Origin of the sequence: Anaerotruncus colihominis, from assembly GCF_010206195.1 — a bacterium.
Taxonomy (GTDB): domain Bacteria; phylum Bacillota; class Clostridia; order Oscillospirales; family Ruminococcaceae; genus Anaerotruncus; species Anaerotruncus colihominis_A.
Map to the genome: position 1 here is coordinate 299,948 of NZ_VIQT01000009.1, position 22,686 is coordinate 322,633.

Sequence of the window (22,686 nt, forward strand, 5' to 3'; positions counted from 1 at the left end):
ATTCTTATCAACCACTGCATGATTGAAAAGGAGTATCTGACTATGAAAAATCTTCCCATCCGCATATCCGCGCTGGCGCTCTGCGCTGCGTTTACACTTTCCGCATGCGGCGCACGGCTGCTCTCCCCAAAGGATACCGCCCCTTCCGCCTCAAACAGCAGCGGCTCCTCCCGCGTTTCCACAGCGGCATCCCATGCGGCACAGTCACTCGCTGTCTCTCTTGGAAATCGTACCGTCCAGGTGAAAACCGGAGACGTACCCCTGTTTACAGCCAAATCTGACGACCAGCTTCCCGATCTTTCCACAGCCCCAACTGGGACAACATACAATGTCTTATATGATGCCACCCCTGTTTTTGAAGGAAATGCAGATGAACAATTTATCCCAGCCTGCAACGGGCTGTTCCGATACATCGTGAAAGTTCCAAACGAGGATACATACTTGTTTGATATGGATTGTGATTTTCCTGCGAAATTGACGGCGGCAGCCTCCATCAAACAGGGAGAGACGCTCCGTATCTGTATATCTCACGCCGAGGGAATAGAGCTGACAGCGCAAAGCGATATTGGATTTGTTCCGCAATTTTTTTCAAATGCCACGCCTGATCACACCAAGGAACAGATCGCCCTTCTCCCGATCCGCTATACAGCTTCTCCCGGTGTTTACACTGTCACAGTTCAGGCCGGAGGGCAGACGTTGACACATTCCTTCACCGTACAGCAGCAGGATTTTGATGTACAATATATGACCATGCCGCAATCCACCGCCGCTGAAACGGCGCTGAGTGCTCAGGCCAATGCGGAATGGAACGAAAAGATTGAGCCTCTTAAGCTGATCTCCGATCCGGCGCAGTATTGGGAAAACCCATTTCAGCAGCCAACCTTCGGGCCCATTTCAACACAGTTTGGAAGCATCCGTTATACAAACGACGACCCGACGCCCACGCGGCACAACGGCACCGATATCGCCGCGGCGCGCGGCAGTGTCGTCTCGGCGGCCAACAACGGACGTGTTCTGTTTGCCGGCTATCTCCAATTGACCGGCAATACGGTCATCATTGAGCATGGATTCGGTTTGAAAAGTTGGTACTATCATATGGATTCTCTGAATGTCAAGACAGGCGATACGGTTAAAAAAGGCGATCAAATCGGCGCTGTTGGCTCTACTGGTTATTCAACAGGGCCGCATCTGCACTTTGCCCTATCGGTTAATAATGTATTTGTCAATCCCTGGACCGCTGTCAACGACGGCATCTAAGCAAATTGAAAGAAAAAGGCGGGGCGTTCGTGATACGAACACCCCGCCTTTTTCTTTCATTTAACTGTAAAGCATCTTGAGCTTTCCATCCTCAGTTGTAACTTTCATCAGAGCCGGGATATTGTCCGGGTCTTCGACAAGCCGCAAACTGATCGCATCCTCAACCTCCTTGCGGATAACGGTACGCAGATCACGTGCGCCGCTCTTACCGCCGACCGCTTTGCTGGCAATATATGCCGTAGCCTCGTCGTCCCAGCCAAAGGTAATCCCTTTCTCTGCGAGCGGCGCTTTCAATTCACTGAGCATCAAAGCTGCGATTTTGCGGTAATCAGCTTCGCCGAGCGGCCGGAATACAACAACCTCGTCAACACGCGCCAAAAATTCTGGCCGCAAAAATTCTGAAAGCGCCTTCATCGCCTTATCCTTGGCAATTTCACCGGTGGTACGGTTGAAGCCGAGCGCACTTTCCTTGCGTTCGCTGCCGGCATTTGAGGTCATTACAATCACCGTGTTCTCAAATGAGCAAACACGGCCATGCGCGTCGGTGATACGGCCTTCATCCAGGATTTGAAGCAGGATATTGAGAACGTCCGGATGCGCCTTCTCAATCTCGTCGAACAAGACAACCGAATATGGCTTACGGCGAACCTTTTCTGTCAACTGTCCCGCCTCGTCATAACCGACATATCCCGGCGGCGAGCCAACAAGACGGCTGACTGTATGCTTTTCCATAAACTCAGACATATCGAGACGGATCAGCGGATCGGCTGAGTCGAACAGCTCCTTTGAAAGGACCTTGACCAGCTCTGTTTTTCCAACGCCGGTCGGTCCGACAAATATGAACGAAGCAGGCCGGCGGCGCGCAGAGATCTGCACGCGGGAACGGCGCACAGCAGCCGCAACGAGCGAAACAGCCTCATCCTGTCCGATGATACGCTCAAGAAGTGCGGGCTCCAATTTTGCCACACGGCGCAGTTCCGTTTCACGGATTTTCGCCGCGGGAATCCCTGTCCAAAGCTCAATTACACTTGCGAGATCGTCAAGCGTAACCGGCTGATCGACAGCCGTTGGCGCAAGCTCTTTGATTTTTTCGTCTAAAACGATTGTTTCACCACGCAGGCGGGCAATCGCCTCATAATCCGGCTCGTCGCTTGAGGACTCCAATTCTTCCAAATGGTCGTTCGTATCAGCGAGCTGTTTTGTCAATTTATCATATTCAGCCAACTGCGTATTGCGCAGGACGGCTGCCGAACACGCTTCATCCAACAAATCGATCGCCTTGTCTGGAAGAAAACGATCCGTAATGTACCTCTCTGACAGCACAACCGCCATTCGTGACAGATCATCACTGACCTTGACACGGTGGTGATTTTCATAATAGCTGCGTACACCCTTGATAATATTGACTGTATCCTCAATCGACGGCTCCTCAACCGTGACTGGTTGGAAACGGCGCTCGAGCGCGGCGTCTTTCTCAATATGTTTACGGTATTCGTTAAAAGTCGTTGCGCCGATCACCTGGATTTCACCGCGCGACAGTGCAGGCTTTAGGATATTGGCGGCATTCATAGATCCTTCGGAATCGCCGGCGCCGACAAGATTGTGAACCTCATCGATGAACAGAATGACATTTCCCGCATCCTTGATGTCCTCAACAAGACCCTTGACCCGGCTTTCAAATTGCCCTCTGAATTGTGTACCGGCAATCAGGGCCGTTAAGTCAAGCAAATAGAGCTTTTTATCCGCGAGGCGGTACGGCACATCGCCGCTTGCGAGTTTCTGCGCAATACCCTCGGCAACGGCGGTCTTTCCGACACCCGGCTCACCGATCAGACAGGGATTGTTTTTCGTGCGCCGGTTCAAAATCTGAATCACACGATAAATTTCGCGCTCACGGCCGATGATACGATCAATCTTGCCCTGCTCCGCTTTGAGTGAAAGATTGTCACAGTAGGCGTCGAGATGCTTATATTTTTTCTCCGGCGCTCCCCGGCGGCCGCGCTCCTTTTGTTTCGGCCGTTCAGCCGGCCTGGCTACAGGCTCCTTTGGCGCGTCCTTTTCTTCCTTTGGCTTCTGCGGAATAATCTCGCCGTTTCCGACCGCGCCAAGGATATTCTGCAAAAACGGGAGCGCCTGCGCGCCGCCCATTTCAAATCCATTCTCCCCCTCGCCGCCGAACATATCCATCATCTGATCGGACATATTGTCCAGCTCGTCGTCTGTAATTCCCATTTTCTCCATCAGGTCGCTGACCGGCTTAAGCCCCAATTCCTTGGCGCACCGCAGGCAAAGCCCTTCATAAATGGTTTTATCTCCTTCAAGCCGCGTCATAAAAACAACAGCAAGACGTTTCTTGCATCTTGAACACATCATATCCATCTGTTTTTGCTCCTTTCCGCCACTGCCCCGCCGGCCGGACCGGGAATCCCGGCGCTTTGGACAGCGAAAAGCGCGCGGGCAGCGGTTGCGCAGGCATTTGCCTGCGCGGGATGAACCAGGCTCCCCCATTCATCCACGCTGTTAAAATAATTCTTCAGGTTATATTGTATATGCCCGTTGTGAACAGCATATTAATACCAGATAAATAATCTACTAATGCAGTATCATTTTTTTGTTGAATTTTTCAACATATGGCAAAACAGCATTCCGTATCTCAAAAGTGAAAAAAGCATGAATACAAGCAGCACCAACAGCATTGTCAGGATTGTGCGGTCCTGAAGCTGCGGCATCGCTACGATAATAATCATAATCACATAAAACATAATTGTCGAAAGCTTGCCAAACCATTTTGCCCCTTCAATCGTGACCTGCTTATGATGCAGGCGCAAACCGCCGAGCAACATTAAAAACTCCTTGAGAATGAACAGAGTGTACAGCGGCCACCAATTGGGCCTTGTCAGCCACAAAGAAACAATTACCGCCGCTAGCGTCAGCTTGTCCGCAGCCGGGTCGAGAATTTTTCCAAGCTGGGTAATTTGATGAAACCGCCGCGCGATATACCCGTCCATTGTATCACTAAGCGCCGAAAGCAGCAAAATCCCTGCCGCAGTTAAAAAATCCATCTGACTTTGCGCGGTCAGATATCGCCATAAGTATACCGGAATCAGCAGAATTCGAAATAAAGTCAATGCATTCGGCACATTCAGTTTCATTCAGACTCCCCCCTCACAGGGATACCGATTTTTTAAAAGCATCCCGCCGGAAACACCACCGTACAGACGGATTTCCCATTTTCCGTTCCCAATGCATTCCGAGGCTATTTTAAATTGGCTGCCATGTCGCTGCTTTTCTCATCAGCCCGCTTTACACACCGATTTGTTCGTCAAGCTGTTTGGATCTATCGGAACCGTGCAAGCAGCTCCGGCGTCAAAAAGTAGTGAAATATATGTGTGCGCCCTACCGCCTCCTGTGTAAAAATCCACCATCCGTCTGTATTCAAATTCAGCACACCGCTGATTAGCACCCCAAGAATCCAAACGATCAACAACCCCTGTAAAATTCCGACCGCGCAGCCCAGCGCCGCATTGAGCGTACCGATCACAGGCAAATGGTTAATAATACCGAGCGCCGACAGCAGGATATTGGCAGCAAGCGACAGAACGGCAAACAACAAAACAAAACCGATCGCCGAAATCGTACTGATCATCATGGGGCGCAGCGTTGCGTCTGCCAGATCTCCGATCAATCCATCCGCCACATCACCGGCCGACTCGCCGCCTAAAAATTCATCAATCGTATCACCAATAATCCCATCAAGCGAGGTCGGCTCCTCATTGGATGACGCTGAAACCAACACAGCATCCCCTGTAGGCTCATGCAGCTCCTGACGCATCAGAATCGGCTCAACGACACGATCATAAACGACCGGCGCAGCCGAACGGCTGAAAAACAGAGCGGCAGCCAATACCGCCACATAAGCGATCATCTGCACCACCGTACGCAAGAAGCCCTTCTTGGCCGCCGCGTATGCACAGTATACCACAACCGCCACAGCGGCGACATCAAGTCCGATGGCTGTCAAAGAATCCATATATAATCCTTTCATGTCCTGCAAACCTGCATTGCATGACAATTTTATATATGATACCATGTCCGCGAAGCGGCATGGTATCATTGCCCATCAAAAGGCGGTTGCCGCGCAAGCGGCGAGTCGTTGGGCATAATCCTGTTTGCGGTTATTATACCACAGCGGCAAGCCCATTCGGGCTTGTCTGCCGCAAAGCGGCAGTTAAACCGGTTAGCTGTGGCGCAACATGCGCAGCCCGCTGCAAAGCAGCAGTAGTCGCCAGATGGCGACGGCAAACGGCAACACCGTTTGCCCTGCGGTTATTATACCAAATCTACTGATTATTTACAAATAAAATTACGTTCCTGCCTGACTGGACGCATCTATTTCTGTGGAGGCGGCAGCCGATGACACGTCTGTTTTGGAAAGCTCGGATACGGCCTTGTCAGAGCCTTCGGACGCGTTCTCCAACGCATTGGATTGTGCGCTTGTGGATGCCACATCCGCAGATGCGGACGCTGGGGCGGATGTGGATGAATCGGAGGCCGCAGATTTATTTGCATCCAGACGGTCAAGCTGCTTCGTATCAATCGAATCCAATTCCGTTCCAGCCGCATAATAAAGATTTGATCCGATGGCTTCTATGCTTTGCAGTTTACTGATCTGTGCGGAAGCGATAGCGGAGCCGTCAAATCCCAAAACATGAAGATAGTCGCGCGCCATGAGATAAATATAATTGTTGTCCGCGCAAATATCCGTTACATTGATATCTGTTTCAAACCGGTTGATTTGCATAAGATCACGGTCAAGCGTAACAATCGACAGGCGTTTATCCTTTTCATAATTCCCCATCACAAGCACAATCCGCCCATCCGGCGTGACGCAGTACCGTTCCAGTTGTCCGTCTCTAAAAATATAGGAAGCGGCCTCGCTCATATCGCCATCCAAAAGGACAACGCGTTGGTCTGTAAAGGCGCGCACACTGTTTGCACTCAGGCTCTCAACCAAGAGCAGCAGTTCTCCAGGAAAGTCCTTGCGCCCGAGGTCGCCTTCATTATAACTGAGCTGAAATTTTCGAATGCTTGACAAGAATTCCCCATTTGACGTATCTGTAAACCCGATATACATCAAGTCGCGTGAATTGGACAGATCCAGACTGATAATGGGCTTATCAGATGAAAACCGGAAAATTTCACTGCCGCGCTTATTATATACAACGACACGCGCCAATGCATCGCTCGCACCGGTCACAACCGCGAAATTGCCGTTTGACGCAACGTCCGCAGTATGTATGGTATAGTCAGTTGATAATGCGCAAACCCGCGCCGCGCGTGAATACAGCTCCACACGCGTACCGCCGCGGTCATAAAGCAAAATACGCTCTTTAGCCGTTTTCATCGCTTGATTGGCCATACCATGCTGTGCATCCAGCATTTGACCGCCTGAACGATTATAGGTATACAGATTCGTGTCTGTCAAAAGCACCAGCGTTTCACCAGCCGCCTGCAAAGCCACCACATTTCCACCGGGCAGCACTGTGGGGAATCCACCGCCGCCGCGCATCTCAGCTGTGATATCGCTGTATGCTGTCTTGAGGTCAAAATCGCCCGCATGACGCACCAACGCTGTCACAACAGCAATAATCGCTGCGAACAACAATAATGTCGCAAGATTGTGCGCCAATTTGCGTCGCGCGCGGCTGCGTCGTACTTTTTCAAGATCAGTGAGCTGCGCCATCAAGGGTCCCCCTTTCCAGCAATATCAATCCTCATAAAAAACAGCGTCCAAATATAAACCGTGCGGCGGCGCCGTCGGGCCGGCGGCCGCCCTGTTGCGCCCTTCAATCATGCGCAATACATCCGCCGGCGTATAGACGCCGCGTGCCGCTTCCAAAAGCGTTCCCACCATAATGCGAACCATGTTGTACAAAAAACCGTTTCCTGTGACAGAATATATCACAAAGTCTCCGTGACGTGTCACCGACGCATTCGTCACGGTGCGCACCGTGTCCTGCACGCTCGAACCGCTGCTGCAAAACGCGGCAAAATCGTGCGTACCGACGAAACTTTGCGCAGCCGCATCCATTCGGCGCTCGTCGAGCGGATACTTCCAAAAAAGCGCCAGATCGGCTGAAAACGGATCCCGGACCGCGCCGTTATAGATGCGGTACAGGTAGCGTTTGCCCTTACAGTCATAGCGGGGATGAAACGTTCCCGGTACCTCGCGGCAGCCTGTCACGGCGATGTCATCGGGAAGATGGACGTTCATCGCACGTACAACCGCATCACACGCAATCGTACAAGATGTGCGCAGCGTCAGGGCGAAACAGTTTGCATGCACGCCCGCATCGGTGCGCGAACAGCCCTTGATTGGCAGCCGCTCGCCGAATATGCGCTCAACAGCGTCCTGTACCGTCTGCGCCACCGTCACAGCGTTCTGCTGCACCTGATAGCCGTGATAGCGTGTGCCGCGGTATCGAATCGTCAACAGCAGATGGCGCATCCGATCCCCCCGCTCACAGACCGGCCGTGGACAGCAGCATTTGCCACGGTGTAAAGTTCGCTGCAATCACACATGCAAAACAGGCGGCGACGACCACTGAACACCAGATATCCCGCCCATGAATTTTAAGCTGCTTCATGCGTGTACGTCCCTCGCCGCCACGATAACAGCGGCACTCCATCGCGAGCGCCAACTCGTCCGCACGGCGAAACGCCGAAACAAACAGCGGAATTAAAATCGGAATCAGCGCGCGCGCGCGCTGCATCAACCCGCCGCTCTCCAGATCGGCGCCGCGCGCCTTCTGCGCCGACATGATCTTGTCTGTCTCCTCGATCAGCGTCGGGATAAACCGCAACGCGATTGTCATCATCATCGCCAGTTCGTGCACCGGCATTTTCAGGCGCTTGAGCGGATTACAGAGACGCTCAATGCCGTCGGTCAATGCAATTGGAGATGTTGTGTAGGTCAACAGAGACGTTCCGGCGATCAGGCAGATAATGCGCACACTCATAAAGACAGCCGTCTGGATACCCTCAGCCGTAATTTTCAAGATCCAGAAGGAGACAAGCACCCGGCCGTCGATAAAGAGCATATTGAGCACAGACGTAAAAATAATGATGGGCACAACCGGCTTGAGGCTCTTTAAAATCATGGAGGGCGGAATTTTTGACACCGCGTAAACAACGATCAAAAACAGGACGCCCACAGCCAGACCAGCTGCGTTTGAGGCAGCGAACAGCATGACGATATAGGCGATGGTCAGTACAATTTTGACACGTGGATCGAGCTTGTGCAGGACGGACGCTCCGGGAAAGTATTGACCGATGGTGATATCTTTAAGCATTCCGCTCTCCCCCCTTCCCAAGCAGATCGAGCAGCTCCCGGCATGCATAGTCCATCGTATAGACGCTTTCGCTGACCGGAAAGCCCTGTGTGCGAAGATCCATAAAGATCCGTGTCACCTGGGGAACGGAAAGCCCCATCGCTGTGATCTCGCCGGCGCGCGAAAAGACCTTCGCCACATCGTCGTACATAGCGACGCCCGCGCGGTTGAGCACGAGCACTTTATGCGCATAGCGCGCAACGTCCTCCATGCTGTGCGACACGAGCAGGACCGTGCCGCCACGCTGCTTATGATATTGCCTGATCTGTCCGAGGATACGGTCGCGCCCTTTCGGGTCAAGCCCTGCGGTCGGCTCGTCAAGCACAAGAATATCTGGGTTCATCGCAAGCACGCCGGCGATCGCAACACGGCGCTTCTGCCCGCCGGACAATTCAAACGGCGACTTGTCAAGCAGCGCCGCGCGCAGCCCGACAAAGTCGGCCGCCTCGCGCACGCGCTCGTCAACCTGCGCGGGAGACAATCCCATATTGGCCGGTCCAAACGCGATGTCCTTATAAACGGTCTCCTCAAAGAGCTGGTATTCAGGATACTGAAACACCAGACCAACCTTGAAGCGGTATTCCCGTATATTTGTTTTTTCACCCCACAAGTCCGTCCCGTTGATCAAAATCTGTCCGGAGGTCGGCTTGAGCAACCCGTTGAAATGCTGAATCAGCGTACTTTTCCCTGAACCTGTATGCCCGATCACACCGACAAATTCGCCCGCCTCAATGGCCAGATTGACATGATCGACCGCTGTTTTTTCGAACGGCGTGTTTTTGGAATAGACATATGTCAACTCCCGCGTTTCAATCGCATTCATGCGCAGCCCGCCTTTCTGAGCGCCTCGGCAATCGCCGCGACAGCCTCGTCCTCGGTCAGAATATCGCCGGGAAGGTCAACGCCTTCCTGGCGCAGCCGCCAGCAAAGCTCTGTCGCCTGCGGAACATCAAGTCCAACTTCCTTGAGCGTCTGCACGTTGGAAAACACAGCACGCGGCGCATCATCTAAAAGGACTTGTCCGTCGTTCATAACGACGACACGGTCGCATTGGGCCGCCTCCTCCATATAATGTGTGATCAATACAACCGTCACGCCATTCTCACGGTTGAGACGCTTGATTGTGGAGATGACCTCGCGGCGCCCTTTTGGGTCGAGCATCGCCGTCGGTTCGTCAAGCACAATACAGCGCGGGCGCATCGCGATGATGCCTGCAATGGCAACACGCTGCTTCTGCCCGCCTGAAAGCTGGTGCGGCGCATGTGTTCTGTATTCGGACATACCGACATCGGCAAGCGCCCCGTCGACGCGCAAACGGATTTCCTTCGGTTCCACGCCCATGTTTTCTGGCCCGAACGCAACATCCTCCTCGACAATGGTTGCAACAATCTGGTTGTCCGGATTTTGAAAAACCATGCCCACTGTCTGGCGAATGTCATACAGCCTGTCCTCATCCTTTGTATCGATACCGCACACCTCGACCGCCCCTTCGCTTGGCACGAAAATGGCGTTAAAATGTTTTGCCAGCGTCGATTTACCGGACCCATTGTGGCCAAGCACCGCCACAAGCTGTCCCTCTGGAATGGTGAGGCTCACGCCGCGCAGGACGATATTCAATTCATTGTCTTCCTTCGGGTAGCCAAAAACTACCTTCTGTGCAGATATGATGTCTCCCATTTGGATGTCTCCTTATTTTGGTCCGGTTCACCGCAGTGATACCGGCCGTTCGATTTCATATAAACAAATTATCGTGTCCAGACCGCCGTGCTCCCGCATGGAAGCACCAATCCGGTGCTGCTGACCGGTAGACCGATTTCATCAGCCGTAACCGTCCCCCTGTGCCGTGCGCCGACCGTCACCGACAGGATATACGCCATCACAGACGGCGACAGCCCGGTCGTATATGAATTGAGCAGGAAAAATGCCGGTTCGTCCGAAAGCACGCCGGCGCACAGCGATACCAAATCGTATACGCAGTCCTCCAGCTTCCAAACCTCGCCGCCCGGTCCGCGCCCATAGCTCGGCGGGTCCATAACGACGCCGTCGTAACGAACACCGCGCCTGATCTCGCGCTCAACAAACTTTTTACAGTCGTCGACAATCCACCTCACAGGCCTGTCCGACAAACCCGAAAGGGCGGCGTTGTCGCGCGCCCACTGCACCATTCCCTTACTCGCGTCGACGTGGCAGACACGTGCTCCGGCGGCGGCGCAGGCAAGCGTTGCGCCGCCGGTGTAGGCAAACAGATTTAAAATATTGAGCTGGCGGTCCGCCGCATGAATCATCCCGGACATCAAATCCCAGTTGACAGCCTGCTCCGGGAACAGGCCGGTATGCTTAAAGCCTGTTGGACGGATATGAAAGCGCAGATCGCCGTATTCGATTTCCCACTCCGCCTTCGGCAGATGCTTCACACGCCAGCTTCCGCCGCCCGCCGACGAGCGGTCATAGCGCGCGTTGGCGCGCTGCCAAGCGCTGGAACGCGGCGTATTCCAAATTACCTGCGGATCGGGACGCACAAGTGTGACGTCGCCCCAACGTTCCAGCTTTTCGCCGCCGCTTGTATCAACCACCTCAAAATCCTTCCAGTTCGTCGCCGCACGCATATGCTTACCCCTCGATCACAGCGGCGATTTCCTTTGCGATCGCCTCAATTTCTTCAAGGTCGCGGCCTTCAACCATAATGCGGATCAACGGCTCCGTCCCGGACGCACGCACAAGAATGCGGCCCTCGCCGCCAAGCGTCCCATTCAGTCGGTCGATCACGGCGCGCACCTGTTCGTCGCTTTCAAGCGCCGCTTTCATCTGAGGCGTGGCATGGACATTGAGCAATGTCTGCGGATAAGTGCGCATCAGGCCGGCAGCCTCTGACAGCGGCTTTTGAAACGTTTTGAGCAGGCTTAAAAGCTGTACGCCCGAAAGCTGTCCATCGCCGGTCGTCATATAATCACGGAAAATGATATGCCCCGACTGTTCACCGCCGATGCAAAAGTCGTCCGCGAGCATCGCCTCCAGCACATAGCGGTCGCCGACACGTGTCGCACGTGTATCGATGCCGTGCTGCTCGGCGAACTTGAACAAACCGAGATTGCTCATAACAGTTGCAACAAGCGTGTTATTTTTCAGTTTACCCTGCTCTTTCAAATGGTATGCGAACAGGGCGATCAGGCGGTCGCCGTCGACAAGCTCCCCCCGTTCGTCGACAGCGAGGCATCGATCCGCATCTCCGTCGAACGCGAGCCCCGCGTCGTAGCCGCCGCAGGCGACATGTTTTGCAAGCTCTCCGACATGCGTGCTGCCGCACCCATCGTTGATATTTTTGCCATTGGGCGAGGCGTGAAAAATGTCGCAATCCGCGCCAAGGCCCTCGAACAACTTTTTCGCTGTCACGCTTGCGCTGCCGTTGGCGCAGTCGATCGCCACGCGCATTCCCGACAGATCGCCGTCAATCGTTGTTTTGATATAACTGACATAATCGTCAACCGCTGAACCGGAGCGCCTGATCGTGCCGATTTCAGAAGGGGCTTTGACCGCGTAAGGACGCTCGTGGTCAAGTACGATACGCTCAATCTCGTCCTCCTGCGCGTCCAGCAGCTTGTAACCCTTCCCGTTGAATATTTTGATGCCGTTATATTCATATGGATTGTGGCTGGCCGACAGCATAATGCCCGCGTCGGCGCCATAGCGCGTCACAAGGTATGCAACAGCCGGCGTAGGCACCACACCGAGTAGCACAACATCCGCTCCCACGCTGCAAAGACCCGCGGCGAGCGCCGCTTCAAGCATATCGGACGAAACGCGCGTATCCTTGCCGACAAGAAAGGTCGGCCTTGGTCCGGCTGTCTCCTCCACTACCATACCGGCCGCACGGCCAATATCAGTTGCCAATTGGATGGTCAAATCACCGTTTGCAACACCGCGCACACCGTCGGTACCAAAGATTCTTCCCATTTCCATTCTCCTATCTATCATAAGCGATTTTCAAACAGACTATGGATGACGTCGACAGAATTGTCTATCCCAACGATAACTGCTCCGCGCCAGGGGCTTTCATCCCCAGATGGCTGTACGCCAGCGCCGTAACGCACCGCCCGCGCGGTGTACGCGCCAAAAAGCCGAGCTGCATCAAAAACGGTTCGCACACATCCTCCAGCGTGACCGCCTCCTCGCCAAGGGCCGCCGCCAGGGTTTCCAGCCCCACAGGCCCCCCACCGTAACCGCGAATAATCGTTTCGAGCATCCGACGGTCGACCGCGTCCAAACCAAGCTTGTCGATCTCCATCCGGTCAAGCGCGATTGCCGCGATCTCCTCCGTGATACGGCCATTACCCATGACCTCGGCAAAATCGCGCACGCGCTTGAGCAGCCGGTTGGCAACACGCGGCGTACCGCGGCTGCGGCGCGCCAATTCATACGCGCCTTTAGGGTCGCACATCACGCCGAGAATTCCCGCACTGCGCAGGATGATCGTCTGTAATTCATCGGCTGTATAAAGCTCCAACCGCTGGATGACGCCAAAACGGTCGCGCAGCGGCGAGGTAAGCTGTCCCGCGCGCGTTGTTGCACCGACAAGCGTGAAATGTGGCAGATCAATCCGGATGGAGCGCGCTGACGGACCTTTACCAATGATGATGTCGAGTGCAAAATCCTCCATCGCCGGATAGAGCACCTCCTCAACAGCGCGTGACAGACGGTGAATCTCGTCTATAAACAGTATATCGTTTGGCGCAAGATTTGTGAGCAAAGCGGCCAGATCGCCCGGTTTTTCGATTGCCGGACCGCTTGTAATACGGATATTGACACCCATTTCGTTGGCAATGATATTGGACAGCGTCGTCTTTCCTAAACCGGGCGGCCCATACAGAAGCACATGGTCGAGCGGCTCCCCACGTCCTTTCGCGGCGCTGATAAAGATACGCATATTTTCCTTGACCTTTTCCTGGCCAATATACTCGGCCAGCGTCTTCGGGCGCAGCGTGACCTCGATATCGCTGTCGCCTGCGATGCTTTCCGGGGCCATAATTCGGTTTTCAAAGTCCATTTCGTTATCAAACATCCATTTAAACGCCCCTTCATCCGAATTCTCATCCATCTTATCTTCCGCCCGAAAGCACTTTCAGACCATGCTTAATCATATCCTCGACCGGCATATCAACCGCAAGACCAGCCAATGCTTTCGCTGACTCCGTGGGGCTGTAGCCAAGCGCGGCCAGCGCGCTTGCTGCTTCGCTCATATTGGTGGTCTCATGCCGCAGCTGCGACGCTACCTCGGACATTTCCCCGCTCAACTCACTGGCGCCAATACGATCCTTACATTCCAGAATGATGCGCTGCGCTGCCTTTGGTCCGATACCGGGCGCCGCGCGCAGGCTTTTGGAATCGCCTGCGGCGATACAGAGCGCCAACTTGTCCGGCGTCATATCGGATAAAATCGCCAGCGCCGATTTTGGACCGACGCCCGACACGCCAATCAGCATTTTAAATGCGTTCAGCTCTGCCTGTGTGTAAAAGCCGTACAAATCGAGCGCATCCTCGCGAACATTCAAATGCGTATATAATGTCGCCTCGCCGCCGACCGGCGGCAGGCACGACAGCGTTGTAAGCGTCGTCATACATTTATATCCTACGCCGCAGCAGCCGATCACAGCCAAATACGGTTCTGCATGAAGCACTGTTCCTGTGACAGAATAATACATACTGTAACCCCTCCCGGGCTAGTCCGCAAAGAGCGCGGACAAATTTAAAACAGCGCATAGGTTCGCGCCGCCTACTTCAGACGGGACAGCAACGAACCGGCGCTGTGACCATGGCAGATCGCGAGTGCGAGTGCGTCGGCCGTATCGTCCGGGCGGGGCACCGTCTCCAATCCAAGCAGCATCCGTGTCATCTCCATCACCTGTTTTTTTTCGGCAAGCCCATAGCCAACCACAGACTGTTTGACCTGCATCGGCGTATACTCGAACACTGGAACGCCATGCTTGCGCGCAGAAAGCAGGATAACCCCGCGCGCTTGCGCAACGTCGATGGCGGTTGTTTTATTATTGGAGAAAAACAACTGTTCAATTGAAAGCGCCTGCGGCCGGGACCTATCAAACAATACTGTCATATCGTCATAGATCATTTCAAGCCGCGCTGAAAAATCGGTCTTTGGAGGTGTTGTGATCGCGCCAAACCTGACCGGTGCAAAACGCCCGCGGTCATAATTGACCACGCCATATCCAACTGTCGCATAGCCTGGGTCAATTCCAAGGATGATCATAGGCCCTCCTACATATCGCCAAATCAATTTATTATATCATATATTTGCGCATTGGGACAAGTGCCTATCGTTGCGTTTTGACGATCATTGCAGTATAATTTTTGACATATTTGCACAAACAAAACCCTTCCTTCGCTGCCATTTAACAGTTAATTTAAACGATTTACAAATTTTTTTAATTTTCTTGAATTTTTCTCTTGCATTTTCCAAATAATTATTATATAATAAGCAAGTCGGTTGAAAAAATAAAACATGGACGGTTAGCTCAGCTGGTAGAGCACCTGCTTGACGTGCAGGGGGTCAGGGATTCGAGTTCCTTACCGTCCACCAAGGATGCTGTTCGAGCAATAGCTCGGGCGGCATTTTTTTATTCCCTTAAATCCGCATGAAAATCCAACTCACAAGAAATCTAAACTTTTGTTAAATATTATTTTTTGGTTCAATACAACATGGTAAAAAAAGTAATTTTATAGTTTATCAGTAACATGTTAGTAATGCCCCTTTGTCTGCAAATACAAATAATGACTTGATTTTTAGGTATCTAAATATTTACATAGTTTTCTATGATACAAAAATCCATATAAAAGCGCCCGGATTCCGGGCGCTTTTACTTCTATTCAACGATATCACAGTCATGACGGGTTGCCTTTTCTGCTCCTGCTGCTATATCATCGCCCATAATCCAATCTTTGGTTAAGTCAGCATACCGATCAGTGTTATTGATATTATAGTTTGCCAATGTTTTTCCATAATCGCTGTAAATCATATTAAGGATCGCAAAGAATGCTACAGGATTAACATTCCAGCCCTTTTTTCGAGAATGGATTTTTCTTTATCATAGGTCCATTTTCCGCCTTTTCCTCAGGCTTTCCCGGCTTACTCATTTGAGATACCCATTTTTCGGCGGTTTTATGGTCAAGCTTTTTATCGCGGTTCTCATCTTTTTGACGCACGCTGCCGCCAATCTGATACCTGTCTCCGCTACGTCGAATGGTATCCCTGCCCTTCGTATTGGCTGTACATAGGCGGTGGATATGATTCATGATGATCCGTTTCATTTCCCGCTGTAAATCCCATCCCATAAGATAACGGCGATTTTGTGGCAGATCGTGCGTATAACGACGACCATAATCATATGACATCATATCATCATAAGTCGACCGCATAGGCGCATATCTGCCGTTATCATAATGACGGCGGCTACGCCGGTCAAGAAATGCGTCGCCAGGCGCGTCATAAGGATGCCTGTAATCATGTCTACTATTATCTTCGCGCCTATTTCCGCGCATCAATAACATATAAGACAGCATCGGAGACGGAGCAATCCTGCGAATCAATTCAGCAGTCTGCGCATCATTGTTCGCAATCAGATAGGCATTCTGCGCGGCCTGTGACGCCGCCAGCTTTAACGACTGATTTTCTGCCTGCAACGTAGAAATCTTGTCCTGCGTGAGGAAATAAAGAATTGCACGGGTGTTTGCATTGGCGTTGTCAGTGATATCGCGGGTGGTTGACTGGATCAGACGGCAGGTATCGCAAGCCTGTGTCGCCATATCATAGCGAACATTCTAGATTGCATTCTGCGTCTGACAGCAGCAATCAGAAATCTGATGGCCAATCTGATTAAAGCCATTCTGTACATTATAACCAAGGTCGCATACCGCATTATCTACGCCATGGAAACCATTGGTCATCATGTTGTTGAGGGCAAATGTACTTACGCCGTTGCCCCATCAGATCAATGCGGCCGCAATTTCTGTACTTAACGGCAAGGACGGCGCTTTCGCCCCTCTCTTAATTTGGCAGAGCATGGATTGAGTAACGTTAATTTTCTCCGTCAACTCTGCCTGCGTCATTCCTTATCTCACGCTCTTTGTCTGACATCTTATCCACTGTCTCCATTGCAAAGTACCTGCCGGAAGGAACCATAAAATCACTTGTCGGGCATTCTCGAAGCATGGACACCTTTGGGCAATACGGCCACGCGCTGCTCAATGATTCCGAGCAAACTGCCGCCGCCATCGGCGATTTGTTTGCAAAGCTGTTAAATAAAAACGTGTTATAAAGTGTGTTATCGTAAAAAGCAAAGCCGCCTGCAATACGCCTGCAAGCGGCTTTACGTGGTGGAGATGAGGGGAATTGAACCCCTCTCGGCACAAAGCGCCGCCCGCTTTTGGGGTGCCCCCGGCAACACAAAAGCTATACTCGTTATCCCACAAGACAGCTAATCACAAAATTGCCCCACCGCCCCAAACCTGGGCCTGCGTAATCGCCAGAACGGTTTCAGTGGGAATACCGGCAATCTCGCTGCCGAAAATCTCCCGCAGATTTCCGCCCGTCAGCATGGCGGCAAGCTGGGACTTTGCTGCAGCGGACGCGGCCAGCTCGGAAGCCTGGATGTGCCGCTGAATCTGCTTTTCTACCGCCAGCTTCATAAACTCGGCGTGGCGGGCCATACGTAAATCCCACCAGCTTTCTTCATCGTCAAAACCGCTCTTGGAGTAGGTAATCTCACCGCCCGCGCTGGAAGAACAGGCGTTGCAGATGTTCCCATCCTCCCCAATGGCAACGGCCTGGGACATATCCCATGTACTACCGGGCATAATGGCCTCGTTCCGCACTACGTCAAAGGCAAACCATGTGTCGATCTTCGCAAAAATCTCCTGGGCGTAGGCCGGGTCTTGCTCCATGCGCTCCTGCACCTTGGGATGGATAACCACAGCCTTGCTCCCAGGCGGGACGTTGCCCAGGGCGTGAATCTCCTTCGGAGCGGTAAACCTGCCGTCTATGGAGCCGTAAAAGGGATTGGCTCCGGTAGGCTGCCAATTCTCCAGCGTTTCCTTTGCCTCGTCCCCGTCCTGGTACAGCAGGTAGTGGGGGTAGTCGTTCCGGGTGCGCCAATAGCCGCTGCTGGCGTCAAAGACGTGGTAGTGGATGTTTGGATATTTCTCCTTCAACATGGTTTCCAGAGAGGGGGCCTCTGCTGCCGCCACGCCCTCGGTCTGCACCTGTCCGCCAGAGCGAACCGCCAAATCCATCATCAGGCTGGCGGGCATCGCCGCCATACCTGCCAGACCGCCCAGACCGGTGGTGAACGTGTTGGCCCTGTTCCTGCCGGCCTGTGCCACCATATCCATGAAACTGCTGTCCTGCGTTCCCGCCTGTTTTGCCTCACGGGCTTTTGTGGGGATACTATATGCTTGTGTCCCATAACCCGGCTGAATCGTATTGCTCACAATATTTTCCCCCTTAAAGCAGCCCCATCAAAAGTTCTGCGGCGCTGACGGAACCGCCATTCATGCGGAGCTTCATCAGCATCCGCCGCCGAGCTGCCGCCTCCTGCTGAAGCTCCATATATTTTTTGTGGTTTTCCATGCGTTGCTCCCAAAAGCTGCCCTTGGTTTTATCCTCAAACATGGCCGCACCTTGATTGCCCATGTAGCCTGGATACCAGCCCTCGGCATGACATTGCTCCTTTGTCTCGCCAATGTAGAAAACGCTATAACCGCCGCCAGTGGTAGCTACCCACGGATTTGATTGAGAAAACGCCTCCCTCAAATCGTTCAGCACCCACGCTTCATAGTCAGGATCATTTTTCATCCGCTCAAAAGCCGCATCGGAAATCTGAATAGAGATAGATTCCATTTGCCGGGTAGTCGAGAGAGGCATCTGTGAAATCTTCTCCCGGATTGACTGCTGGTAAGCCTCCATGCTCATATCCGTCTTTTCGGATGGGATGGGTGTGGTGTTACGCTCGCTGGCCCGAAGCTGCGCGGCCATGCTCAGAAAGTCACCGCCCTGGGACGCTGACTGCCGGACTGCGCCGGTTCCTGATAAGTTCCCGGCCAATCTGGTCAAATAGCTTATGTTGATTGTGTTGTTCAAAATATTTCACTCCTTCCTCGGTGTCAGAGATTAAGGAAAAACATATTTGCTCCTGCCGGTAAAAAAATCTCCGGCGTGACGGCGGGGATAGATACCATCCGCGTTTTCAGCAGATCGCCGATATTGGAAAAGGATTTTTCCAATGCCTCCGCCGCTGCGGTACGCTCCCACATGGCCCTGCGCTGTGCCGCCGCTGCGGCCTGCCGCTGTTGTTCCGCCTTTTTCTTGGCCTTTTCAGCATTGATCCTGTTTACCTCGGCCACACGCTCCGGGGAATCGCCGCCGCCGCAGATATAGGTCACTGTTCCATCCTCATGAACCACCACGCCGCATGGTTCAAAGGTCAGCCCCATGGATGCCGCAAAAGCCGTGCCATTGGGAATGATATCCGTGAAGAAGTAATCAATCTTCTGCTCGAAATAAGCCGCCTTTTTCGGATCACCGGCCATATCCTCCAAGATGTTGGGAGCGATCACAACATCATTGCCGTTCATACGCTTGCCCGCTTTTTCAAGGCTTGCCTGATCCTTCCCAATACTTTCGATTGTCACCCGCCCATATTTCTTTTTCAAATGCTCCAGATATGCGTCAACATTCGACGTTTCAGCCGTTTCAGAAACTTTCGGCTTACCGCTGATCTCCGGCATATCAGTCGTGCCTCTGCTGGCCTTTGCAGCCATGTCCAGAAAGCTGGAAGTCTGTGCCGCCGCACTCCGAACAGTGCGGTTTCCGAGCAGGGGGCTATACATCCTGTTCAAATATCTGCAATCAATCATGCCGCTCATAAACTACCCCTTTCCTGCAATAGAACCGTTGCGGAAAATTCCTGCTGAATCGCTTTCAGCACCAATTCTCCCATATACTTCTCTGCCTCCCGGCGCACGTTTGCAAGGCCAATCCCGTGCATGGGTGCATCTTCTTGTTTTGTTGTGGCAGGCATGCCGTCCTGCCCGAATACCACCTCACCAACGAAAGAGTTTTTGACCTCTATCAGAAAGAAACGTCCTTTTCTTGTGCCAGTCAGCACAATAAAACGTTCCCCCTCGCTGACCCTCCCGCAAGCCTCTACCGCGTTTTGCAGAAGGTTTTGAAGGATGATCCCCACATCAAAGGCGTCATAGGCCCCCGGATCGGGGTAATGGAACTCCACTTGGAAACGGACGCCCAGGTCAAGGCTCCGCTGCCGTATATCGCCCACAATCACATCCGTGACTGGGTTGCCTGTTTGAAGCGTCAGCTCAAAGCCGCTCATGCTTTCGTCCATTTTGGCGATATAGTCCGTAAGGCTTTCGTACTCGCCGCTCTGTGCCAGCCCTCTGATGTTGGTCAAGTGGCCCCGCATTTCGTGTTTCAGCCTACGGATGCGGGTATAGAACTGTTCCGCCTCATGGATACGCGTCCGGATTGCCTGTGTCTGCTGATACTCCATATAGTGGATGGCCTGTTCCTCCCGGAGCGCCGTCATGCCCTGCTGGAAGGCGATGGTCAGATAGGCCCCGGCGTAAAATAGCAGGGCCAGCACCGGCACCACCGCCAAAAATACCGGGTGGCGCTCATAGAGCTGGAGCAGAACGCCGTCTTTGAACTCGATCAGCAGCCGGGAGATCACCTGACCAAATAGAATCCCCGCTGTTGGCACCAAGCTGATATAGCACAGCTCCCGGCGCTGGAGCGTTATTTTCTGCTTTCGCATTTGACGCTGGAGGGCATAGAGCATGACGGTCAGCATAACCACATGGGACAGCAGGAACAGCGTCACCAAGACGGCGGCGCGAAGAAAAATCACTTCCAGCGGTTCCGTGGGTAGGGGCAGCGACCGCTCCAAAACAAAATATAGGCTCTCCACCATCAGGCCGCTGGAAATTCTGGCGTTGAAGTAAAGCAGCGTTAAGAGGAATACTTGGGATTTTTTCAGGCTGATCCACTTTGATGTTGCCAGTAACAGCGCCGCCACAATCAGCCCAAAGGAACCTTGGGGCAATGATGCCCGATTGCAGACGATCTCAAAAAGAATGTAGATAGAAAAGACAAGGAGCAGCCTCCGCCGCTTTTTATCTTGCGGAACAAAGGGCCGGAAAAAGGAGGTGAGCAGACCGGCGTACAGCAGCTCCACAACAATGGAAAACACCTGATTGAATATCCGAAATCCCGTCTCGCTCATAGGCCAGCCCCCCTTTTCAGAAAGCGAAGGTAGGCTTTCACGAAGTCCCGGTACTTGTATTTGGAGATCAGCAGCTTTTCTCCGTTGGTCAGCATCAGCTCCGCCTTGCTGTATCCCTCCACATAGGCGAGATTGACAAGATAGCCCTTGTGGACACGGCAGAATTGATCGCCCAGCTCCGCCTCCAAGTCCCGGATTTTCGCGTAGCAGGAAAATTCCCCGTCTTTCAGACGCAGGACTACCTTGTGATCGCTGCTTTCGATGTAGTAAATGCTGTCCAGCGATACGGTTCGGCTGGTGCCAGCAGATTGGAGGGTGAGCGCATGGGAAAATTGCGTCTGGACACGACCTGTCTTGATCTGTTCTATGGCGCGGGCAAAGACCTGGGCAAACTTTTCCTCGTCCACCGGCTTCAGCAGATATTGGAACGCGCCCACGTCAAAAGCGTCAAACACATACCGCTCGTAGCCGGTCACAAAGATGATGACCGGCTGCGGGGTAGAATTGCTTTCTCTAATCCGATGAGCCAGCGCCATACCATCCGGGCCGGTGGCGTTCAGCTCAATATCCAGAAAAAGTAGGTCTATTCCCTGATAGCCTGTAAGATAGTCACTGGCAGAAACGTACTCCACAATCTCACAGGGACAGTCCTGCGCCCGGATCAGGGACGCAAGGTAAGCGCGGGTCGGGGCTTCATCATCACAAATTGCGATTCTTATCATGGCAATATTCCTCTACCTGTTTATTCGTTCAAATGGCCGTCAAGGTAAGCCCGGTTGACGTGACTGGACGGTTTGATAGCGTAACTGGACAGCACAGGATTATTTTACTACATGCAAACAGAGGGGCGCAAGCAATACGCTTGCGCCCCCAGCTGTTATTTCTGTGTTCTCTCAAATATTGCTTGCGCCGCTGGCACCAGATACCAACGGGGATACTTTCCAGCGCAGCAAGATTCGGGAGTAGGTAATCTCCCTCTTGGCGGTATGTCTTGACAAAAGTTTTGGGGGACACTTCCTTACGAAGTGTCCCCCAATCCGCGCCCCTTTTTTATCATATATCTTTTCAGCCGATTTTCGGTTCCAAAAGACCGTACGCTCCGTTGCGTCGCTTATAAACCACATTGATCTCATTTGATTCGGCATTGAGGAATACAAAGAATTCATGCTCGACAAGATTCATTTGCAGAATCGCCTCGTCGACATCCATCGGACGCAAAGTAAAACGTTTGACACGCTTTACATCAAAATCGCCATATACCTCCTCCTGCTCCTCGCCGGCTTCCATATTCGCCGCATCGAAAGCGGTTTCACGTAGGCGCTTGCCCAGCTTGTCCTTATTTTTAACGATCTGCCTGAACAGGGAATCGACAACGGCTTCCAGCGAATCAAAGCGGTCGGACGTCGTTTTTTCCGCCCGATAGAACATACCCTGCGCCTGAATCGTTACCTCAACCGTCTCGCGGTCCCCTTCGTTGGTCACAGTGACGATCGCGTTGGCACTCTCATCAAAGAACCGGTCGAGCTTCGCAAGCTTTTTGTCGATGCGATCTTTAAAAGAGTCACGAACTGAGGTCTTACGTGCTGTGATGGTAATGTTCATAAATTCAACCCCTTTGTTTTATATCAAAAACAGGCTCCCCTGCTTTTAACAATTTGTCTAATCCTCCTGCCTATATTATACAATATATTGGTCGAAATTACAATGCTCTTTTGAAAATTTATAGATCAGCT

The 22,686-nt window shown here is 52.6% G+C and carries 23 protein-coding genes and 1 tRNA gene; 2 read left to right on the top strand and 22 right to left on the bottom strand.

Translation table 11 applies throughout. The annotated features are described in order from the left end of the window. Positions 1-42: 42 nt before the first annotated feature. A complete protein-coding gene (locus FMM72_RS17370) occupies positions 43-1,257 on the top strand; it encodes a M23 family metallopeptidase (RefSeq protein ID WP_279285974.1) in 1,215 nt (404 codons plus the stop codon). A 60-nt stretch (positions 1,258-1,317) separates the two neighbouring features. Here FMM72_RS17370 and FMM72_RS05590 read toward each other — a convergent pair whose 3' ends face one another. The 13 genes from FMM72_RS05590 to ruvC form a co-directional block, all read right to left on the bottom strand. Further along, positions 1,318-3,630, bottom strand: coding sequence for an ATP-dependent Clp protease ATP-binding subunit (locus FMM72_RS05590; RefSeq protein ID WP_160208774.1), 2,313 nt, complete (start codon positions 3,628-3,630; stop codon positions 1,318-1,320). A gap of 230 nt (positions 3,631-3,860) precedes the next feature. Further along, positions 3,861-4,409 carry a CDP-alcohol phosphatidyltransferase family protein gene (locus FMM72_RS05595; protein WP_160208600.1) on the bottom strand — a complete coding sequence of 183 codons (549 nt, stop codon included), beginning with the start codon at positions 4,407-4,409 and terminating at the stop codon, positions 3,861-3,863. 185 nt (positions 4,410-4,594) lie between these two features. Beyond that, the gene (locus FMM72_RS05600; protein ID WP_160208597.1) at positions 4,595-5,287 is read right to left on the bottom strand and encodes a CvpA family protein; all 693 of its coding nucleotides are present in this window, start codon (positions 5,285-5,287) and stop codon (positions 4,595-4,597) included. Between the two features lie 333 nt (positions 5,288-5,620). Continuing rightward, positions 5,621-7,000, bottom strand: a complete 1,380-nt coding sequence (locus tag FMM72_RS05605) for a DUF5711 family protein (RefSeq protein WP_162220826.1) — start codon at positions 6,998-7,000, stop codon at positions 5,621-5,623. A 24-nt stretch (positions 7,001-7,024) separates the two neighbouring features. Then, the gene (gene truA / locus FMM72_RS05610; protein WP_162220827.1) at positions 7,025-7,765 is read right to left on the bottom strand and encodes a tRNA pseudouridine(38-40) synthase TruA; all 741 of its coding nucleotides are present in this window, start codon (positions 7,763-7,765) and stop codon (positions 7,025-7,027) included. 13 nt (positions 7,766-7,778) lie between these two features. Continuing rightward, positions 7,779-8,609: an energy-coupling factor transporter transmembrane component T family protein gene (locus FMM72_RS05615; RefSeq protein WP_160208589.1), complete on the bottom strand. Its 831-nt coding sequence runs from the start codon at positions 8,607-8,609 to the stop codon at positions 7,779-7,781. After that, positions 8,602-9,471: an energy-coupling factor transporter ATPase gene (locus tag FMM72_RS05620; RefSeq protein WP_160208587.1), complete on the bottom strand. Its 870-nt coding sequence runs from the start codon at positions 9,469-9,471 to the stop codon at positions 8,602-8,604. Before FMM72_RS05620 ends, FMM72_RS05615 begins: the two co-directional genes overlap by 8 nt. Continuing rightward, on the bottom strand, positions 9,468-10,325 hold the full coding sequence (locus tag FMM72_RS05625; RefSeq protein ID WP_160208584.1) for an energy-coupling factor transporter ATPase: 858 nt from the start codon (positions 10,323-10,325) through the stop codon (positions 9,468-9,470). The genes FMM72_RS05620 and FMM72_RS05625 overlap by 4 nt, the downstream gene beginning before the upstream one ends. Before the next feature lie 68 nt (positions 10,326-10,393). After that, on the bottom strand, positions 10,394-11,254 hold the full coding sequence (locus FMM72_RS05630; protein ID WP_160208582.1) for a class I SAM-dependent methyltransferase: 861 nt from the start codon (positions 11,252-11,254) through the stop codon (positions 10,394-10,396). Between the two features lie 4 nt (positions 11,255-11,258). Next, a complete protein-coding gene (glmM, locus tag FMM72_RS05635) occupies positions 11,259-12,599 on the bottom strand; it encodes a phosphoglucosamine mutase (RefSeq protein WP_160208580.1) in 1,341 nt (446 codons plus the stop codon). 64 nt (positions 12,600-12,663) lie between these two features. Continuing rightward, entirely contained in the window at positions 12,664-13,704 is a 1,041-nt protein-coding gene (gene ruvB, locus FMM72_RS05640) for a Holliday junction branch migration DNA helicase RuvB (RefSeq protein WP_160208773.1), read from the bottom strand. 37 nt (positions 13,705-13,741) lie between these two features. Continuing rightward, entirely contained in the window at positions 13,742-14,344 is a 603-nt protein-coding gene (ruvA, locus tag FMM72_RS05645; protein ID WP_160208578.1) for a Holliday junction branch migration protein RuvA, read from the bottom strand. Positions 14,345-14,415: 71 nt separating this feature from the next. Continuing rightward, a complete protein-coding gene (ruvC, locus tag FMM72_RS05650) occupies positions 14,416-14,907 on the bottom strand; it encodes a crossover junction endodeoxyribonuclease RuvC (protein ID WP_160208575.1) in 492 nt (163 codons plus the stop codon). A gap of 254 nt (positions 14,908-15,161) precedes the next feature. On the opposite strand from ruvC, the gene FMM72_RS05655 reads away from it, so the two are divergent. Next, positions 15,162-15,237 (top strand) — tRNA-Val (locus FMM72_RS05655). A 464-nt stretch (positions 15,238-15,701) separates the two neighbouring features. Here FMM72_RS05655 and FMM72_RS16945 read toward each other — a convergent pair. From FMM72_RS16945 to hpf, 9 genes are all read right to left on the bottom strand, one after another. Next, positions 15,702-16,460 carry a hypothetical protein gene (locus FMM72_RS16945; RefSeq protein ID WP_180322886.1) on the bottom strand — a complete coding sequence of 253 codons (759 nt, stop codon included), beginning with the start codon at positions 16,458-16,460 and terminating at the stop codon, positions 15,702-15,704. Positions 16,461-16,640: 180 nt separating this feature from the next. Further along, positions 16,641-16,763, bottom strand: a complete 123-nt coding sequence (locus FMM72_RS17590) for a hypothetical protein (protein ID WP_367116936.1) — start codon at positions 16,761-16,763, stop codon at positions 16,641-16,643. Between the two features lie 372 nt (positions 16,764-17,135). Then, the gene (locus tag FMM72_RS05665) at positions 17,136-18,143 is read right to left on the bottom strand and encodes a hypothetical protein (RefSeq protein ID WP_162220828.1); all 1,008 of its coding nucleotides are present in this window, start codon (positions 18,141-18,143) and stop codon (positions 17,136-17,138) included. A gap of 13 nt (positions 18,144-18,156) precedes the next feature. Beyond that, on the bottom strand, positions 18,157-18,792 hold the full coding sequence (locus FMM72_RS05670) for a hypothetical protein (RefSeq protein ID WP_162220829.1): 636 nt from the start codon (positions 18,790-18,792) through the stop codon (positions 18,157-18,159). 23 nt (positions 18,793-18,815) lie between these two features. Beyond that, a complete protein-coding gene (locus FMM72_RS05675) occupies positions 18,816-19,577 on the bottom strand; it encodes a DUF6033 family protein (RefSeq protein WP_162220830.1) in 762 nt (253 codons plus the stop codon). Then, positions 19,574-20,953, bottom strand: coding sequence for a sensor histidine kinase (locus tag FMM72_RS05680; protein ID WP_162220831.1), 1,380 nt, complete (start codon positions 20,951-20,953; stop codon positions 19,574-19,576). The genes FMM72_RS05675 and FMM72_RS05680 overlap by 4 nt, the downstream gene beginning before the upstream one ends. Next, positions 20,950-21,675 (bottom strand): LytR/AlgR family response regulator transcription factor, encoded by a 726-nt coding sequence (locus FMM72_RS05685; RefSeq protein ID WP_180322887.1) that lies wholly within the window; start codon positions 21,673-21,675, stop codon positions 20,950-20,952. Before FMM72_RS05685 ends, FMM72_RS05680 begins: the two co-directional genes overlap by 4 nt. A gap of 28 nt (positions 21,676-21,703) precedes the next feature. Then, positions 21,704-21,967, bottom strand: a complete 264-nt coding sequence (locus tag FMM72_RS17595; RefSeq protein ID WP_162220832.1) for a TnpV protein — start codon at positions 21,965-21,967, stop codon at positions 21,704-21,706. A gap of 51 nt (positions 21,968-22,018) precedes the next feature. Next, positions 22,019-22,555: a ribosome hibernation-promoting factor, HPF/YfiA family gene (hpf, locus tag FMM72_RS05695; RefSeq protein ID WP_160208573.1), complete on the bottom strand. Its 537-nt coding sequence runs from the start codon at positions 22,553-22,555 to the stop codon at positions 22,019-22,021. Positions 22,556-22,686 lie beyond the last annotated feature (131 nt).

Excerpts from the sequence above, each read along its gene's own strand:
- FMM72_RS17590 (WP_367116936.1), bottom strand. The coding sequence starts at position 16,763 with ATGACGCAGGCAGAGTTGACGGAGAAAATTAACGTTACTCAATCCATG.
- FMM72_RS05675 (WP_162220830.1), bottom strand. The coding sequence starts at position 19,577 with ATGAGCGGCATGATTGATTGCAGATATTTGAACAGGATGTATAGCCCC.
- FMM72_RS16945 (WP_180322886.1), bottom strand. The coding sequence starts at position 16,460 with ATGGCGACACAGGCTTGCGATACCTGCCGTCTGATCCAGTCAACCACC.
- FMM72_RS05625 (WP_160208584.1), bottom strand. The coding sequence starts at position 10,325 with ATGGGAGACATCATATCTGCACAGAAGGTAGTTTTTGGCTACCCGAAG.
- ruvB (WP_160208773.1), bottom strand. The coding sequence starts at position 13,704 with ATGTTTGATAACGAAATGGACTTTGAAAACCGAATTATGGCCCCGGAA.
- FMM72_RS05620 (WP_160208587.1), bottom strand. The coding sequence starts at position 9,471 with ATGAATGCGATTGAAACGCGGGAGTTGACATATGTCTATTCCAAAAAC.
- FMM72_RS05685 (WP_180322887.1), bottom strand. The coding sequence starts at position 21,675 with ATGATAAGAATCGCAATTTGTGATGATGAAGCCCCGACCCGCGCTTAC.
- glmM (WP_160208580.1), bottom strand. The coding sequence starts at position 12,599 with ATGGGAAGAATCTTTGGTACCGACGGTGTGCGCGGTGTTGCAAACGGT.
- FMM72_RS05630 (WP_160208582.1), bottom strand. The coding sequence starts at position 11,254 with ATGCGTGCGGCGACGAACTGGAAGGATTTTGAGGTGGTTGATACAAGC.
- truA (WP_162220827.1), bottom strand. The coding sequence starts at position 7,765 with ATGCGCCATCTGCTGTTGACGATTCGATACCGCGGCACACGCTATCAC.
- FMM72_RS05615 (WP_160208589.1), bottom strand. The coding sequence starts at position 8,609 with ATGCTTAAAGATATCACCATCGGTCAATACTTTCCCGGAGCGTCCGTC.
- ruvA (WP_160208578.1), bottom strand. The coding sequence starts at position 14,344 with ATGTATTATTCTGTCACAGGAACAGTGCTTCATGCAGAACCGTATTTG.
- ruvC (WP_160208575.1), bottom strand. The coding sequence starts at position 14,907 with ATGATCATCCTTGGAATTGACCCAGGCTATGCGACAGTTGGATATGGC.
- FMM72_RS05680 (WP_162220831.1), bottom strand. The coding sequence starts at position 20,953 with ATGAGCGAGACGGGATTTCGGATATTCAATCAGGTGTTTTCCATTGTT.
- FMM72_RS05595 (WP_160208600.1), bottom strand. The coding sequence starts at position 4,409 with ATGAAACTGAATGTGCCGAATGCATTGACTTTATTTCGAATTCTGCTG.
- hpf (WP_160208573.1), bottom strand. The coding sequence starts at position 22,555 with ATGAACATTACCATCACAGCACGTAAGACCTCAGTTCGTGACTCTTTT.
- FMM72_RS05600 (WP_160208597.1), bottom strand. The coding sequence starts at position 5,287 with ATGGATTCTTTGACAGCCATCGGACTTGATGTCGCCGCTGTGGCGGTT.
- FMM72_RS05590 (WP_160208774.1), bottom strand. The coding sequence starts at position 3,630 with ATGATGTGTTCAAGATGCAAGAAACGTCTTGCTGTTGTTTTTATGACG.
- FMM72_RS05605 (WP_162220826.1), bottom strand. The coding sequence starts at position 7,000 with ATGGCGCAGCTCACTGATCTTGAAAAAGTACGACGCAGCCGCGCGCGA.
- FMM72_RS17370 (WP_279285974.1), top strand. The coding sequence starts at position 43 with ATGAAAAATCTTCCCATCCGCATATCCGCGCTGGCGCTCTGCGCTGCG.